Below are 14,694 nucleotides of genomic sequence, written 5' to 3' on the forward strand. Positions count from 1 at the left end.
CGTGATTCTCGAACGGTCTCAAGCTGCGCGTCGAGCAGAGGCGACGCGCAGCAAGGGACTGGCGGACTTCTGGGTGTTCCGCGCGTCGAGGTAGGCGTCCACCTCGGTCATGAGCGCCTCCATCTTCTTGCAGCGATGGTTGCGGGTGACGTTGGCGTGCACGTCCCACCACAGGCGCTCGATGCGGTTGCCCTCCGGGCAGTACGGCGGCAGGAAGTGCAGCACCAGCCGCGCCCCCAGTGCCTCCAGCGCCTTCTGCGTCTTCTTGCTGGAGTGGGTGGCGGCATTATCGAGGATGAAATGCAGACGCTTCGCTCTGGGATAGGCGGCGTCCACGGCGCGCACCAGGTCGATGAAGAGAGCACTCGTCTTCTTCTCCCCCCGCACCCAAGTCACCCGGGCTGTGCGCGCATCCAGCGCCCCCGCCACGAAACGCTTCTGGTTGTTGCCGGGAGTGACGACCTCTCTACGCTGTCCAGGCAACGTCCAGTCGGGACCGATTTTCGGATTGAGGTGCACGTCCATCTCATCCTCGAAAAGCACGGGCTCGTCGGGCCGAGCGAAAGCTACACGGCATTTCAGCTGCCAGAGGCGCCGTCGGCGTCTGCGCTCCGGCCAAGGGCAGCGCACCACGGGACGCGGACGCCTTCTCTGGGCTCCCACCGAGGCCAAGGCGCGTCCCATCGTCGCGGGCGAGACGCGTACCCGGCCTCGCCTCTCCACCTCACGGACCAGCAACTCGCGCGTCCACGTCGTGCGCCGCCAACCGGACTGCTGTGGCGTGCCTTCCAGCACCCGGCACAACGTCCGCCGGAATCTCTCGTCCACTTTGCGCTGCCCATTCTGAGCGCGCCCGTCCGAGAGGCCTTCTCGGCCTGATTTCTGGAAGCGCTGAACCGCGGACACTACCGTCGACGTGGCGCACAACAGCTGCCGCGCGGCTTGCGCCCGTGACTGCCCACTGGCCACCTTCGCTACCGCCAGGCACCGCCGCAGGGTGAGCGGGCAACCAGTCCTCTCTCCCCAGCGAATCAGCCGCCTGCGGTCAGGACATCGCAGGCGTAGCTGTTGCCTTCCCTGAGGCAGGGCTCGCTTCTTCATCCGGTTCTTGCGCACACAAGGCCGAACGACGCGAGCTCCTGCCCCTTTCCTTCCGCTCCCAGCGCCTGCTTACCCTCCGAGCCGATCGGGATTCATGCGCGGTCGTTTAGCAGGCTGTTGAAAAACACTTCGGCAGCCACAGCGACCCACTACGGGGTGGATATGACTTTGGACGTCCACCCCATGGGTCGTAGGTTGAGAGAGGTCCCGGTCCTTTTTCAACAGCCTGCTAGCTGGCTTCGCCCCTCACCTCGGGGTGAGGGAGGCGAGGCCCACCGAATGGCCTTTTTACACGACAACAAATCTTGAAGCCACTATCAACGCCTTTCACACCCCTTGGTCTCGCGCCACCACTCAGCACTGTTTTCAAAGACATAGAACAACAAGCCTGCCACGACGCTAGAGACGATGGCGACGCACCACTCATCTGCGTTGAGGATCCCCACCATTGCGGCTGTTATCAGCGCATAGAACAACGTCACTTTTGAGCGTCCACGCGAGGCCGCAAAGAACACCGACGCGTGATTCGTACTTCGCAAGTGTGTCGAGATCGACATCAACCTTGGCGAACTCTTTTCAATCTCTATCGCCTTATCGACGGCGGCAACTAGCAATGGATGATAGTAGAACCGGTCGAGACTCCAAACTGCGACTCCGGGGGTAACCAGGAGAACGCTTAGAAGTATTCGTTTGAGGCTTCCAGCAGGGAATTGCGTCTTGGCCTCACTCATCGCAGTGGAGAACAGAAGCGCTGCGACGGCCGTGGCAATCACGCTTAGGAAGCCGAAGTAGAAAGCGCGCAGCCGGAAGTGGATGTCGTTGAAGTGCTTTTGCAGATCAATAACCAGCTTCCAAACCTCCCGGTTTCGCTCCTCTTCTGGTGTCCAAACTTCGGGCTTGACGCTGCCTCCATCGGTGGCTACTTGCATTACTGGCGCCGCGTTATTGGGATCGCTCACTGTTCCCCCGTGCATACTGGGCCTAGAGTCGATCATAGATGGGCGACCACCTCAATTATCTCGGCCCCCTTGGGCTCTCTGTGTCCGCGCCAGGGACACGTCGGGGTCGATCCAGTCCACTCGCAAGTGCGGCTTCGCGATCGGGACACGGCGCGTGAACATCGTGTTCACTGACAAGGGAAGATTGAACTTCATTGGCGCAGCTACCCGGGTGGCCATTCGCACAGCTCCCAAAGCCGCCTCGCGCTTCGCCCAGGTTGGTTGTTCCGCGCGAACGACGGCTACGGAACGAGCCTCTGCACGAACCGAGGCGCCAGCCACGTTGCCGCGTGCTCACGGCCCGTGGTCCAGGCGCTCGTGGGCATCACCTTCCTGGAGTTCCTCCGGGCCCAGGTAGTCGGTGAGTGGTTCCCAGGAACCAACTCCCGCAAGACGCTCTGGTCCGTGGCCCCGGGCATTGGCTTGGAGCTGGGGCTCTAGAGATTGTGGTTTCAGCAGCGCGCCGGGAGCGGCTCGACCACGCGTGCCTCTCGGCGAACCAGCAACAAGACCAGGATGAGACCTGATCCAGCCATCGCCGCCCCGGCCAGAGCCACGGCCGGATAGCCGAGGTTGAGGCCAATGACCGCCCCACCGAGGGCCGCGCCAATGGCGTTGCCCAGGTTGAAGGCTCCGATGTTCATGGCCGAAGCCAGGTTCGGCGCGTCGCTGGCGGCGGTCATCACCCGCATCTGCAGCGGTGGCACCAGAGCGAAGCTCGCCACACCCCAGAGGAAGATCACCACTGCGGCAGGCGCCTGCCACGGCATGATCCCAGCGAATACCACCAGCAGTGTGGCGAGACCTGCCAGGGTGACAATCAAGGTCCGGTCCACCGACCTGTCGGCGAAGCGGCCCCCCAGCCAGTTACCAATCGTCAGCCCCAGTCCATAGGTCACCAGCATGGCGGTGACGAAACCGGTCGAGGCCAAAGTCCGCTCCTTCAGAATCGGAGCGATGTAGGTGAAGACGGTGAACATGGCGCTGGAGCCGATCACCGTCAGGGCCAGGGCGGCCAGGACAGGGCCGCGTCGGAGCACCGCCAATTCGGCCTTCATGGCGCCGTTGTCGGACGAGCGCTCGACCTGGCCGTGCGGAAGGGTCAAGCGAAGCGCGATCATCGCCAGGGCGCCCAGACCCGCGATGCCCCAGAAGGAGGCGCGCCAGCCCAGGCTCTCGCCGGCCCACGCGGCCAGGGGAACGCCGGTGATGTTGGCGACCGTCAGGCCCATGAACATGGCCGCGACGGCGCCCGCCCGCCTGTTGGGCGCGACCACGCTGGCCGCAACGATGGAGCCCACCCCGAAGAAGGCGCCGTGGTTGAACGACGTCACCACCCGGGCCGCCATCAGGGTCCAGTACTCCGGCGCGAGCGCGGACAGCAGATTGCCCAGGGTGAAGATGCCCATCAGGCCGACCAGCAGGGTCCGGCGCGGCACCCGGCCGGTCGTCAAGGTCATCACCGGCGCACCGACCAGGACCCCGAAGGCGTAGGCGCTGACCAACAAACCCGCCGCCGGGATGGAGACGCCGAGGTCCGCGGCGATCACAGGCAGCATGCCCATGGGCGCGAACTCCGTGACCCCGATACCGAAAGCGCCGACCGCCAGAGCAAGAAGAGGAGCGTTGGGCTTCATCCGCGGGAACCTTTCTCTCCCTCGCGGCGACTGTTCGCGACGGGGGGCGTTGTTCTGTGCGCGCAAAGATGGCTGGGACGTCGTGCGCGCGTTAGAGCCCTTGGAAGCCAAGGATTCTTGAGATGAACGCAAAGGTGCAGCCGGGCGGCGCGGATCGGGCGCATGAGATGGCCGTCTTTTCGGCCGTGGTGGCGACCGGCAGCTTTTCGGCGGCCGGGCGTGAGCTGGACCTGAGCCCGTCGGCCGTCAGCCGGACCCTCGACCGCATCGAGGCGCGTCTAGGGGTACGCCTGATGCTGCGCACGACCCGGGTCCTGACGCTGACGCCCGAAGGACACGCCTATCTGCGCGCGGCGCGGCGCATCCTGGCGGAGCTGGACGACGCGGAGCAGGCCATCGCCGATCTGGGCGCGCCGCGCGGGCGGCTGCGAGTGAGCGCCGCCCACTCGCATGGGCGCCTGTGCGTGGTCCCCCTGCTGGGCGACTTCACGACGCGATACCCACACATCCTGGTGGACATCAACCTGACAGACAGGGTGGTCGACATCGCTGCGGGAGAGGCGGACGTCGCCATCCGCTTCGGCCCGCTCGCGGACAGCGGCTTGACCGCGCGCAAGCTTGGCCAGAATCCGCGCGTGATCGTGGCTTCGCCCGACTATCTGGCCCGGCGCGGGACGCCGATGGTTCCAGAAGACCTGCACCACCATAACTGCCTGAACTTCAATTTTCGTCGGGCCGAAGCGGTCTGGCCCTTCGTGCGCGACGGGCACGAATACAGTCTGTCCGTGAAGGGCGGCATCGAAGCCAATAACGGAGAGACCCTGGGCCAGCTGGCCGCGGCCGGCGTGGGGGTGACGCGGGTCGGCGCATTCAGCGTCGAGGAAGAGCTCCGCTCGGGCCGCCTGGTTCCTCTGCTGGAGCAATACAATCCAGGCGACGTGGAGCACATTCACGCCGTCTTTGTCGGCGGCGCCAACCTGCCCGCGCGCGTCAGGGTGTTCGTCGACTACCTGGCCGAAGCCTTGCGCTGACGCCTCGGCCTGAAGCTTGGACTCTGACGGGGCCTCGCGAAGAATCAGGACGAGAAGCCCCTGGGATCCGTGACGCGGGCGTAGAGTCACGTACCTTCATGATCTCCATTCGCTCCATCGCGCTCTCCTGTGTGGTCGTGCTCGGCTTCTTCGCCGCGTGTAGTGATGACTCCCCCACTCCCGGCGGGCCGCCCGACGCCTCGGTGCCTGAGATGTGCACTGACGCTGGCACCACGCAGTGCGGCGACACCTGCGTCAGCACCGACAACGACCCGGCTCACTGCGGCGGGTGCGACCAGGCCTGCACGAACACCGAAGCCTGTGAGTCCAGTATCTGCGTCGCGGTCTGTCGGATCGACGGCCAACAGTTCGCTGCTGAAGCGGTGAACCCTGCGAACGCATGCGAGCAGTGCGTGCCCACGACGTCCGCGACCGCGTGGACGTCATTCGCGGACGGGACGGCGTGCGGCACGGGACAGGTCTGCTCGACCGGCGCCTGCAGTCCGAAGTGCTTCATCAACGGCACGATCTACGACGAGGGCACACCCAACCCGACGAACGCCTGCGAGGTCTGCACGCCAGCAACGTCGACGACGGCGTGGTCCCCGCGCGAGGCCATTCCGCTGCTGGTCGGCGGCACCGACATCGTGGCGCAGGGCTGGACTACGGTCGCACAGGGGCCGAACACGCTCACGTATGGCGAGGACTACGTCCGCCTCGCGACGTCAACGGACAGCGGCGGTCGAACGAGCGGGCAGTTGCTCCTCGCGAAGACGAACGCGGTCGCCCCGACGCAGCCGTTCACGCTCCGCGTGACGATGCAGGTCGAGTCGGTGAGCAGGCACAACCAGCTCGACAGCGGCGCGGCCATCCTGGGGAGTCTCACCGGCTCGGCCGGCAATGGGACGGATCGCTCGCAGATGATCTACCTGGACAGCGCGGCGATTGGCTGGGCGGATGACACGCAGTCCTCGGCGTTCGCCGTGACCGATGGCGCGTATCACGTCTACGAACTCGCGGTGGATGCCTCCAAGGTGGCGACGGTGAGCGTCGACGGTGTCGCGAAGCTCACGCGGAACAACTTCACGACGACCGGCACCATCGCCATCGGAGACCAGACCAACGATCCGAACGTCGACGGCGTGGTGCGGATCAAGTCGGTCGAGAAGCTCTGTCAGTGAGGCTCTGTTCTGTCCCCATGGATTGGCATGGGGACAGAATCAAGTGTGGGCCATGATCGGGAACCGGTGGGCCTCTGGTGAGAGCCGGAGGTTCCGCACGAACAGGTCGGCCTCCATGTCCTCACCGGCCGTCACGGCCTCCGGCCAGTAGCGCTCCGGAGTGAACCCGAAGCGGATGGACCGGATGGGCCGGTCAATCAACCGGGGGATCCAGGCTCGCAGGTCGAAGGGCTCGCGGGCGAAGACGTCGTCCAGGTACAGCGTCTCGCCTTCGACTCCCGCGAACACCCAGGCGTCCGCTCCCAACTGGCGCAGGGGCCTCGAGAAGCCATTGGCCACGGGCCAGCTCGCCACCGTCCCGTAGCCCCGCGCGCCGAAGCGTTCCGTGGAGGGACGCCCTTCGCTGGAGAGCGTGGCGAGTCCAGCGCGCACTTCCGCGTCATCCAGATTGAGCGTGGGCGCGGGTGGGCCATCCGGCACGGCATCGTACGGGGTGGCGAACAACGTCTGCATTTGCGGCTGGAACCCGAAGCGCGGGTAGAACTGGCGCACCTTGGGGTTGGCGAAGAGCAGCACCGGCGCATCCCCACACGCGTCCAGCGCGACGTTCATGACCACGCGCGCAAGTCCCCGACCACGATGCGACGGCAAACACCCCACGGCTCCCAGCTGATGGGCCAGCACCTCGCGCCCTTCCAGCAGCAGGCGCATCCGCATCACGGAGGTGTTGGCCACCACGCGGCCGTCCTCAATCAGCGCGAACGCACGGTAGTCGTCGTTCCACTCTCCCCATGCACGCCAACGGCGGAAGTCCGCGCGGCGGAACACCTGAGGCACGTAGTCACAGAACAGCTCCTGCAACCCGGTATCGACCTGTCTGATTTCGGTGACCGCAACGGATTCCATCACACGCCCCCAATCAGCTTGAAAACTCAATCAGGCCCATGGCGGGCCGGCGCCTCGGACCCGCACAGCCCCAGCCCCCAGATGAGCATGAACGACAGGTGCACGCTGGGGTGGAACGGCAGGTAGTGCACCAGGGCCAGGACGTGGAAGCCCACGAAGGACAGGAGCGCTCCCGTGGCCGGAATCGAACCCGCCCGGTGCCTTCGCACCAGCGCCCTCGCCAGCAGGAAGTGCATCGTCGCCAGCAGCACCAGCCCCACGAGCCCCGTCTCCGCCCAGGCCGTCAGCCAGAGGTTGTGGGAGTCCGTGGCCAGCAGGTCCGTGATGCCCGTCTCCGCCTGCGTCGCCAGGGCCGCGGGTTTGTGATTGCCGAAGCCCACGCCCACCCAGGGGTGTTCCCGCACCAGGCGCCAGCCCACGGACATCGCCAGCGAGCGCTCTCCGCTGCCGAAGAGGTTGTCCACCGCCTTGCCGAACCGTTCCCTCCACGCGGGCGTCAGCAGCACCACGGCCACCAGCGCCACCGCCACGCCCAGCCCCGCCTTCCGCGCCGTCCCCCGCAGCAACAGCAGCAACGCCAGCACGCACACGCCCAGCGCCGCTCCCAGCGCTGCTCTCGCGAACGCGCCGTAGATGGACAGCAGCAGCCCCAGCACCATCACGCCGGCCAGCACCCGCCGCCGCGTCACCTTCGACCGGCCAATCACCGCCAGCGCCGGGCCCAGCACCGCGATGGCTCCGTGCGCGAACCGCAGCCTGTGGAAGAAGAAGCCTCCCGCCGCGTACCTCGGGTTCTCCTCCGTTCCGAAGTTCTCGTGCAGGCGCGACAGGTTCAGCTTCAGGAACTTTGGCGGCTCCCAGGGCCACTGCACCCGGTGCTGGAAGAAGCCCAGCGCCGCCGCCAGCAGCCAGCCTCCCGCGACGAGGCTCCCCAGCATCAGCCACGGCACTCCCAGCGTCCCGATGCACGCGACCGCTGCTCCCGCCACCGTGTCCAGCGCCTGGCCGTACCTCGCGCCCCGGGGCCACTTCGTCGCGGCTCCCGTCAACAGCGCCACCGCCGGGGACAGCAGCTGCCAGACGCTCAGGGCGACGCTCGCCAGCACGAACGCCCTGACGTCCTTCTCCAGCCGCAGCCGCTTCGTCACCGCCAGAGCCAGGGCCAGCGCCGTGGCCAGGATGGCTCCGGCCTGGAGCACCGCCTCCGCCAGCACCAGCCCTACCGCGTAGAGCCCCAACACCGCGGCGACCGCCGTCTTCCAGCGCCCTGACTCGACCGTCTTCGTTTCCGTGCCCATGCCGTGCGCCTCGAACTCGCGAGGCCGGTGGACCCTATCCCACCTCGTGCTCCCCTGCCCTTCCGGAGTGGACCCGGAATCCCCGGCGATGGACGCCGTCACTCCTTTTCACGCGCTTGACGTTGGCGCTCCGGACGGGCACGCGTTAGCCAGGGTCCTTTCCCGGGTCCTCCTTCCGACATGCGCACCACCCATCGACCGTTCACCACCCTGGCTCTGGCACTGTCCCTCTTCGTGGCCGCGCTGGAGATGACCGTCGTCTCCACCGCCATGCCCACGGTGGTCAGCGACCTGGGCGGCATCCAGCACTACGCGTGGGTCTTCACCGCGTACATGCTGTCATCCACCATCACCGTCCCCATCTACGGGAAGCTCGCCGACCTCTACGGCCGCAAGCCCATCGTCCTCTTCGGCTCCACCCTGTTCCTGCTGGCGTCCCTGGCGTGCGGGTTCTCCACGTCGATGAACATGCTCATCGCGTTCCGCGTCCTTCAGGGCCTGGGCGCCGGCGCCATGCAGCCCATCGCGCTCACCATCATCGGGGACATCTACACGCTGGAGCAGCGCGGGAAGGTCCAGGGCGCGTTCAGCGCCGTGTGGGGCATCGCGGGCCTCGCGGGCCCTCTCACCGGCGGCCTCATCGTGAAGTACCTCACGTGGCACTGGATCTTCTTCATCAACATCCCCATCGGCATCGCGTCCATGGTGCTGCTCGTCATGTTCTTCCACGAGCAGCTCCAGCCCAAGCCTCGCGCACGGCTCGATTACGCGGGCGCGGCGCTGCTGTCCTCGGGCGTCGTGGCGCTGCTGTTCGGGGTGCAGGGTTCGGGAGCGACGCTGCTCGCCCTGCCCCTGGCCGCCGTGCTCCTCACCGCGTTCGTGTTCGTGGAGCTTCGCGCCGCCGAGCCCATCATCCCGATGAGCATCTTCAAGATTCCCACCATCGCCATCTCCAGCCTGGCCGGCGCCCTCTTCTCCGCCGCCCAGTTCGGCGCGACCACCTATGTGCCCCTGTACGTGCAGGGCGTGCTCGGCGGCTCCGCCACGATGGCGGGCGGGATGATCACCCCCATGATCGTCGGCTGGCCGCTGGCGAGCCTCATCGGCGGCAGGCTCATGGTCCGCACCGGATTCCGGCCGCTCATCGTCGGCGGGCTGGGGCTGGCCTCCATTGGCACCGTGCTGATGGCGCTGCTGCTCAAGCCCGGGGCTTCCATGCTGGTACCGCAGCTCGCCATGGGGTTGTTTGGCATTGGCCTGGGCTTCGCCGCCATGGCGACCATGGTGGCAGTCCAGACCACCGTGGGCTGGGAGCTGCGCGGCGTGGCCACGGCCAGCAGCATGTTCTTCCGCACCATCGGCGGGTCGCTGGGCGTGGGCATCATGGGCGGCGTGCTGGTGTCACAGCTCATGAAGGACCCGAATGTCCCCGTCAGCGCCGCCACGGAGCTGCTCGGCCCCGAGCATGGACGCGGCCTGGCTCCCGCCGTCCTCGAGACGCTCGGCGGAGCGCTGAACACAGGTCTGTCCATCAACTTCTGGATCATGTGCGCGGCGATGATCGCCGCGTTCACCGCGGGCCTGTTCTTCCCCAAGGTGAAGCGCGTCACCACGCCCGTGAACATGTCGGACGTCACCGCCTCCCACTGACGCCCGGTGTCCTTCGAAGCCGCCGGGTTCCAGGAGCTGGAGCTCGCTGGAAGCCGGCGGCAAATCATGCGCTGACGCGCACCGGCCTTGTCACCGGGCGCTGGCGCTCAGCGGCGTGCAGGTCACGTGGGTGGGTACGGCCCACAAGGCGCTGCCGTAGACGCCGGAGTACGCCCGGAAGAAGATCCTGGTACCCACGCGCGTGAACTCCTCGGGCCTTTCGCCTCCCGGGCTGGACGTGGTGACGCGCACCGTGCCCGCCGCCGAACCATCCGTCCGCCACACCTCCGTCCCGGAGGAGTCGTCCAGCGTGAACACCCCGCCGCCGCTCGCGAGGGACCGTGTCTCCGACACGAGGGGAGTCCCCGCGTCCACGCGCTTGACGATCCAGGTGCCCGCCGCCGTGCCGTCCGTCCGCCACAGGCGCGTGCCCTGGGTCGCGTCCTGGAAGAAGAACAGCAGCGCGCTCCCCGTGCGCAGCGTGGGATAGGCCAGGGATGACCCCGAGCCGAAGTCCACCACCCGGTACGTCCCCGCCGCCGTGCCGTCCGAGCGCCACAGCTCCTTCGCGGTTCCGGCGTACCGGAAGAAGGTCAATACATCCCCCAGCGCGGTGAGGTTCGACAGGGAGGAGCTCGAAGCGCCCGGCGTGATGTCCTTGACGAGTCGGGTCCCCGCCGCGGTGCCATCACTCACCCACAGCTCGGAGCCCGCCGCCGGGTCATTCATCGTGAAGAAGACCCGCGAGCCCACGGCCGTGAGTGACGCGAAGTCCCGGTAGTTCAAGCCCGCGGAGGGGAGCTCCTTCACCGGCACGGTGCCCACCGGGGTGCCGTCACTGCGCCACAGCGCAGCGGTCGCCTGGTAGGGGTCCGAGGTGAAGTACAGCGTGCCCGCGACGTTCGTCAGCCACTCGGGAATCGGCCGGTACGGCGACGGCAAGGGATCCCCCGGTGAAAGGAAGTCCTTCACCTTGGTGGCCGCCATGGCGGGTGTGCACGCCTGCGCCTGGACCTGCTGCTCCTGGGCCGCGGGCGGCTCCATGTCCGGCGCTCCCCCACAACCCACGAACGACAGCCCCGCCAGGACCCACCCGAATCGCATACGCATTGCCCAACTCCTTGTCAGACCGGAGCAAGGGACGGTGGGACGCGTGCCCATGGCTGCCAATGTGGCCCGGCGGTGCCAGGGCTTGCGGTCAACACGACGGTCGCCCGAAGGCCACTGTGCTGTCGGGAAACCGACGCGCCCGAATTTTACCATCACAGACATTGCATGGCGTGGGCCAGCTGGAGTCCCATCCGCCCGGGGAATGCACGGCCTTCAGCTCGGGAGATGAAAGATGGCGGGTCCGCTGAGTGACGAGGAGATTGGAAAGATTGACGCCTACTGGCGCGCGGCGAACTACCTGTCCGTCGGGCAGATCTACCTCAAGGACAACCCGCTGCTGGAGCGGCCCCTCACCCGCGAGGACATCAAGCCCCGGCTGCTCGGGCACTTCGGCACCACGCCCGGCCTCAACTTCATCTACGTGCACCTGAACCGCATCATCCGGAACCACCGGGCCAACATGATGTATCTCATTGGCCCCGGCCACGGTGCGCCGGGCATCATCGCCAACACGTTCCTCGAAGGCTCCTACACGGAGCTGTATCCCAACATCGAGCGCAACCGCGACGGGATGAAGCGCCTGTTCCGCCAGTTCTCCTGGCCCTACGGCGTCCCCAGCCACGACGCGCCGGAGGTCCCCGGCTCCATCAGCGAAGGCGGCGAGCTGGGCTACTCACTGCTCCACGCGTACGGCGCCGTGCTGGACAACCCGGACCTCATCGTCCCGTGCGTCGTCGGCGACGGCGAGGCGGAGACGGGCGCGCTCGCCGCGAGCTGGCACTCCAACAAGTTCATCAACCCCATCACCGACGGCGCGGTGCTGCCCATCCTGCACCTCAATGGGTACAAGATCGCCAACCCCACGGTGCTCGCCCGCATCGACGCCGACGAGTTGGAGTCCCTCTTCAAGGGCTACGGCTACACGCCCTACGTCCTGGAGGGCGACGACCCCAAGGACATGCACCAGCGGATGGCGCAGGTGCTGGACACCCTCTACGCCGAAATCACGCGCATCCAGCGTCACGCCCGAGAGAAGAACGACCCCACCCGCCCGCGCTGGCCCATGCTCGTGCTGCGCACCCCCAAGGGGTGGACCGGCCCGAAGGTCGTGGACGGCAAGCCCGTGGAGGGCACCTGGCGCGCCCACCAGGTCCCGCTGGAGGAGGTGCGCGACAACCCCGAGCACCTGAAGCTCCTGGAAGCGTGGCTCCACAGCTACCGCCCCCGCGAGCTGTTCGACGCGAATGGCACCTTCCGCGAGGAGCTGGCGGACATCGCTCCCAAGGGCCGGCTGCGCATGGGCGTGAACGTGCACTCGAACGGCGGCCAGTTGCTGGTGCCTCTCGTACTGCCGGGCTTCCGCGACTACGCGGTCGACCCGGGCGTGCCCGGCTCCAAGCAGGTCAGCGCCACCAAGGCGCTCGGTGGCTACCTGCGGGACGTGATGCGCCACAACCTGGCGACGAAGAACTTCCGCATGTTCGCCCCGGACGAGAACGCGTCCAACCGGCTCCAGGACGTGTACGCCGTCAGCGGCAAGAGCTGGGACGCGAAGCAGGAGCCCACGGACGAGCACCTCTCCGTCGACGGCCGCGTGATGGAGGTCCTGAGCGAGCACCTCTGCCAGGGCTGGCTGGAGGGCTACCTGCTCACCGGACGCCACGGCTTCTTCTCCTGCTACGAGGCGTTCATCCACATCATCGATTCGATGTTCAACCAGCACGCCAAGTGGATAAAGAGCGCCAGGGAGCTGCCGTGGCGCAAGCCCATCGCGTCGCTGAACTACCTGCTCAGCTCGCACGTGTGGCGGCAGGACCACAACGGGTTCTCCCATCAGGACCCGGGCTTCATCGACCACGTGGCCAACAAGAAGGCGGACACGGTGCGCATCTACCTGCCGCCGGACGCGAACACGCTCTTGTCGGTGGCGGACCACTGCCTGCGCTCGAAGAACTACGTGAACCTCATCATCGCGGGGAAGCAGCTCTCGCCGGTGTGGTTGGACATGGAGAGCGCGGTGCGCCACTGCTCGGCGGGCATTGGCGCGTGGGACTGGGCCGGCAATGACAACGGCGACCCGGACGTGGTGATGGCCTGCGCGGGCGACGTGCCTACCATGGAGACGCTGGCCGCGGTGACGCTGCTGCGCGAGTGGGCTCCGGAGCTCAAGGTGCGCGTGGTCAACGTGGTGGATGTCTTCACGCTCGCGCCCGTGCACATCCATCCGCACGGGCTCAACGAGGAGGACTTCAACCGCCTGTTCACCACGGACAAGCCCGTGGTGTTCGCGTTCCACGGCTACCCCACGCTCGTGCACAAGCTCACGTACAACCGGGCCAACCACGGCAACATCCACGTGCACGGGTACAAGGAAGAGGGCACCACGACGACGCCGTTCGACATGACGGTGCTCAATGACATGGACCGCTTCACCCTGGCGCTGGATGCCATCCGGCACTCGAAGGCCGCGCGGCACCGACTGGACGACGCGGAGCAGCGCTTCTCCGAGGTGCGCCAGCGCCACAAGCTCTACGTGTCGGAGCACGGTGAGGACATGCCCGAGGTGGCCGACTGGAAGTGGAGCGCACGATGAGTGATTCGGGCTCGGTGCTGGTCATCAACAGCGGCTCGTCGTCGTTGAAGTTCGGCCTCTACGTCGAGCAGGGAGGCCAGGAGGCGGTGCGGTTCAAGGGCAGCGCGACCCACATCGGTGCGGAGCAGGGCCGACTGGTCGTGAAGGACGGCGCGGGGAAGCAGGTGCGCGCCGTGGACGTGCGGCATCCGTCACAGGAGGACGCATTCCACGAGGCCGTGCGGCACCTGGAGGAACTGGGTGGAGAGAGGCCCCGGGCCATCGGGCATCGCGTGGTGCATGGAGGTCCCCACCTGCGCGAGCACCAGGCCCTGACGCCGGAGGTGATGAAGGCGCTGGAGGAGGCGACGCACTTCGCGCCGCTGCACATCCCTCCGGCGCTGCGGCTCATCCGGGCCACGCAGCGACAGTACCCGGGCGTGCCGCAGTTCGTCTGCTTCGACACGGCCTTCCACGCCACGCTGCCGGAGGTCGCCTCGACGTTCCCCCTGCCCCGCTCCGTGAGGGACCAGGGCGTGCAGCGGTACGGCTTCCACGGCCTGTCGTATGAGTCCATCGTGGCGAGGCTCGAGCCCCGGGTGCCCGCGCGCGCCGTGGTGGCCCACCTGGGCAACGGCGCGAGCCTCGTGGCGCTGGAGCGCGGACGCTCCGTGGATACCTCCATGGGCTTCACGCCCACCGGCGGCATCCCCAGTGGAACGCGCACCGGCGACCTGGATCCGGGCGTGCTGCTGTTTCTGATGCGCACAGGCCGACTGGACGCGGATGCGCTGGAGACACTGGTGAACCACGACGCCGGGCTCCGGGGATTGTCGGAGGGGACCAGCGACATGCAGGCCCTCACACGTGACGCGGCGGCGGGCAACGCGGCGGCTGCGCTGGCGGTGGACGTCTTCACGCGAAGCATCGCGAAGACGGTGGGGGCCTACGCGACGGTGCTCGGCGGCCTGGACCTGCTCGTGTTCACGGGCGGCATCGGGGAGAACAGCGCACGGGTCCGCGAGGACGTATGCGCGAAGCTGGGCCACCTGGGTATCCAGTTGGACGCGCGGCGGAACGAAGCGGGCGCGGAGGTCCTCACGGCCGATGCGTCATCGTGTCCGGTGCGCGTGCTGCCAAGCGATGAGGAGGTTCAGCTCGCCCGGCACACGCGCCGACTCCTCCGCGGTTGAAGCCCCCTGCCCTCCGG

Annotated in this window: 12 protein-coding genes; 6 read left to right on the forward strand and 6 right to left on the reverse strand. The window is 67.2% G+C overall.

All coding sequences use genetic code 11. From position 1 onward, the window contains the following. Window positions 1–18: 18 nt before the first annotated feature. Complete coding sequence (locus GTZ93_RS37760; RefSeq protein ID WP_257979281.1) at window positions 19–1,101, reverse strand: IS630 family transposase; 1,083 nt, start codon at window positions 1,099–1,101, stop codon at window positions 19–21. 317 nt (window positions 1,102–1,418) lie between these two features. Next, window positions 1,419–2,060 carry a hypothetical protein gene (locus tag GTZ93_RS37765; RefSeq protein ID WP_139919621.1) on the reverse strand — a complete coding sequence of 214 codons (642 nt, stop codon included), beginning with the start codon at window positions 2,058–2,060 and terminating at the stop codon, window positions 1,419–1,421. Between the two features lie 261 nt (window positions 2,061–2,321). Here GTZ93_RS37765 and GTZ93_RS37770 point away from each other — a divergent pair, with 261 nt between their 5' ends. Next, window positions 2,322–2,540, forward strand: coding sequence for a hypothetical protein (locus GTZ93_RS37770; RefSeq protein WP_180946100.1), 219 nt, complete (start codon window positions 2,322–2,324; stop codon window positions 2,538–2,540). Window positions 2,541–2,551: 11 nt separating this feature from the next. On the opposite strand, the gene GTZ93_RS37775 is transcribed toward GTZ93_RS37770, so the two are convergent. After that, on the reverse strand, window positions 2,552–3,736 hold the full coding sequence (locus GTZ93_RS37775; RefSeq protein ID WP_139919620.1) for an MFS transporter: 1,185 nt from the start codon (window positions 3,734–3,736) through the stop codon (window positions 2,552–2,554). Between the two features lie 122 nt (window positions 3,737–3,858). On the opposite strand from GTZ93_RS37775, the gene GTZ93_RS37780 reads away from it, so the two are divergent. Further along, on the forward strand, window positions 3,859–4,767 hold the full coding sequence (locus GTZ93_RS37780) for a LysR substrate-binding domain-containing protein (protein ID WP_139919619.1): 909 nt from the start codon (window positions 3,859–3,861) through the stop codon (window positions 4,765–4,767). 98 nt (window positions 4,768–4,865) lie between these two features. Next, complete coding sequence (locus GTZ93_RS37785; protein ID WP_139919618.1) at window positions 4,866–5,948, forward strand: hypothetical protein; 1,083 nt, start codon at window positions 4,866–4,868, stop codon at window positions 5,946–5,948. 39 nt (window positions 5,949–5,987) lie between these two features. Here the strand turns inward: GTZ93_RS37785 and GTZ93_RS37790 are convergent, their stop codons facing one another. Together GTZ93_RS37790 and GTZ93_RS37795 are read right to left on the reverse strand one after the other, a co-directional pair. Continuing rightward, complete coding sequence (locus tag GTZ93_RS37790) at window positions 5,988–6,854, reverse strand: GNAT family N-acetyltransferase (RefSeq protein ID WP_139919617.1); 867 nt, start codon at window positions 6,852–6,854, stop codon at window positions 5,988–5,990. A gap of 26 nt (window positions 6,855–6,880) precedes the next feature. After that, window positions 6,881–8,152: an O-antigen ligase family protein gene (locus tag GTZ93_RS37795; protein WP_161663300.1), complete on the reverse strand. Its 1,272-nt coding sequence runs from the start codon at window positions 8,150–8,152 to the stop codon at window positions 6,881–6,883. 180 nt (window positions 8,153–8,332) lie between these two features. Here GTZ93_RS37795 and GTZ93_RS37800 point away from each other — a divergent pair, with 180 nt between their 5' ends. Then, on the forward strand, window positions 8,333–9,802 hold the full coding sequence (locus GTZ93_RS37800) for an MDR family MFS transporter (protein ID WP_139918969.1): 1,470 nt from the start codon (window positions 8,333–8,335) through the stop codon (window positions 9,800–9,802). A 90-nt stretch (window positions 9,803–9,892) separates the two neighbouring features. On the opposite strand, the gene GTZ93_RS37805 is transcribed toward GTZ93_RS37800, so the two are convergent. Continuing rightward, on the reverse strand, window positions 9,893–10,912 hold the full coding sequence (locus tag GTZ93_RS37805) for an ELWxxDGT repeat protein (RefSeq protein WP_139918968.1): 1,020 nt from the start codon (window positions 10,910–10,912) through the stop codon (window positions 9,893–9,895). A gap of 232 nt (window positions 10,913–11,144) precedes the next feature. On the opposite strand from GTZ93_RS37805, the gene GTZ93_RS37810 reads away from it, so the two are divergent. Both GTZ93_RS37810 and GTZ93_RS37815 read left to right on the forward strand, forming a co-directional pair. Next, window positions 11,145–13,505: a phosphoketolase family protein gene (locus GTZ93_RS37810; protein WP_139918967.1), complete on the forward strand. Its 2,361-nt coding sequence runs from the start codon at window positions 11,145–11,147 to the stop codon at window positions 13,503–13,505. Continuing rightward, window positions 13,502–14,677, forward strand: a complete 1,176-nt coding sequence (locus GTZ93_RS37815) for an acetate/propionate family kinase (RefSeq protein ID WP_139918966.1) — start codon at window positions 13,502–13,504, stop codon at window positions 14,675–14,677. The genes GTZ93_RS37810 and GTZ93_RS37815 overlap by 4 nt, the downstream gene beginning before the upstream one ends. The last annotated feature ends 17 nt before the right edge of the window (window positions 14,678–14,694 follow it).

The sequence above is a fragment of the Corallococcus exiguus genome (genome assembly GCF_009909105.1).
In the GTDB taxonomy this organism is placed as follows: domain Bacteria; phylum Myxococcota; class Myxococcia; order Myxococcales; family Myxococcaceae; genus Corallococcus; species Corallococcus exiguus.

Coding starts and splice junctions, on each gene's coding strand:
- GTZ93_RS37815 (WP_139918966.1), top strand. CDS start 13,502: ATGAGTGATTCGGGCTCGGTGCTGGTCATCAACAGCGGCTCGTCGTCG.
- GTZ93_RS37790 (WP_139919617.1), bottom strand. CDS start 6,854: ATGGAATCCGTTGCGGTCACCGAAATCAGACAGGTCGATACCGGGTTG.
- GTZ93_RS37800 (WP_139918969.1), top strand. CDS start 8,333: ATGCGCACCACCCATCGACCGTTCACCACCCTGGCTCTGGCACTGTCC.
- GTZ93_RS37760 (WP_257979281.1), bottom strand. CDS start 1,101: ATGAAGAAGCGAGCCCTGCCTCAGGGAAGGCAACAGCTACGCCTGCGA.
- GTZ93_RS37775 (WP_139919620.1), bottom strand. CDS start 3,736: ATGAAGCCCAACGCTCCTCTTCTTGCTCTGGCGGTCGGCGCTTTCGGT.
- GTZ93_RS37780 (WP_139919619.1), top strand. CDS start 3,859: ATGAACGCAAAGGTGCAGCCGGGCGGCGCGGATCGGGCGCATGAGATG.
- GTZ93_RS37810 (WP_139918967.1), top strand. CDS start 11,145: ATGGCGGGTCCGCTGAGTGACGAGGAGATTGGAAAGATTGACGCCTAC.
- GTZ93_RS37795 (WP_161663300.1), bottom strand. CDS start 8,152: ATGGGCACGGAAACGAAGACGGTCGAGTCAGGGCGCTGGAAGACGGCG.
- GTZ93_RS37785 (WP_139919618.1), top strand. CDS start 4,866: ATGATCTCCATTCGCTCCATCGCGCTCTCCTGTGTGGTCGTGCTCGGC.
- GTZ93_RS37805 (WP_139918968.1), bottom strand. CDS start 10,912: ATGCGTATGCGATTCGGGTGGGTCCTGGCGGGGCTGTCGTTCGTGGGT.